Annotated in this window: 1 protein-coding gene; it reads right to left on the minus strand. The window is 65.9% G+C overall.

Annotation, left to right across the window (positions count from 1 at the left end):
* On the minus strand, positions 1–1163 hold a 1163-nt coding region (locus BIS11_RS18115), incomplete at both ends, for a tripartite tricarboxylate transporter permease (protein ID WP_253586802.1).

Consider the following 1163-nt stretch of genomic DNA (forward strand, 5'->3'; position numbering starts at 1 on the left):
CAGCAGCGGCAGCAGCAGCGAGATCACCGCCAGCCCCAGGAACAGCAGGGTGAGCGGCCCGGAGAGGAACACGCCAAGATCGTCGCGGGCACTCATCAGCCCCAGGCGCAGGTTGGATTCCGCCATCGGCCCGAGGATCAAGGCGATGCACAACGCCGCTTGCGAGAAGCCGTACTTCTGCATGAAATAGCCCAGCACCCCGAACCCGACCATGGTGTAGAGATCCACCACGTTGAGGTTGATCGCCCAGGAGCCGACGAAGCAGAACACCACGATGGCCATGGTCAGCAGGCGCCGCGGCACGCGCAGGATCTGGGTGAAGAAGCGAATGCCCAGAAGGCCGAACACCAGCATGAAGATGGTGGCGACGAACACCCCGGTGAAGATACCGGTCACTACCTCCGGGTTCTGCTGGAACAGCATCGGCCCCGGGGCCAGACCCTGGATCATCAGCCCGCCCATCAATACCGCCGTCACCACGTCGCCGGGAATGCCCAGCGCCAGCAGCGGGATCAACGCCGCCGCGCACACCGCGTTGTTGGCGCTTTCGGTGGCGGCAACGCCGGGTACGTGGCCGGTGCCGAACTTCTCCGGGGTCTTCGAGGTGCGCCGCGCCTCGTTGTAGCTGATCCACGCAGCGGTTCCCGAGCCGGTGCCGGGAATGATGCCGATGAAGGTGCCGATCAACGAGCCGCGCAGCATCGGCATGCCGCTCTCCTTCATCTCCTGACGGTTGGGCCAGATGCCGCCCACTTTCATGCGCTCGACCCGGTCGCTCAGGATCTTCTCGATCTGCACGAACACCTCGGAGAGCGCGAACAGCCCGATCAAGGCCGGCGTGAAGGCGAAGCCCGAGGCAAAGCCCGACACCCCGAAGGTGTAGCGGGAGATGCCGCTGATGGGGTCGGCGCCCACACAGCCGATCAATACCCCCATGAGCCCGGCGATCGCCCCTTTCAGGATATCGCCGGACAGGCTGGCGATGATCGTGAGGCCGAACACCGCCAGGGCGAAATACTCCGCCGGGCCGAACTTGAGCGCCAGCGTTGCCAGTTGCGGGGCGAGCGCGGCCAGCACGATCGCCGCGAACAGCCCACCGATGAAGGAGGCGATGGTCGCCATGCCGAGCGCCTTGCCCGCCTCGCCCTTCTGGGCCAAGGGGT

The sequence above is a fragment of the Halomonas sp. 707D4 genome (assembly GCF_024158685.1).
Lineage (GTDB): Bacteria > Pseudomonadota > Gammaproteobacteria > Pseudomonadales > Halomonadaceae > Vreelandella.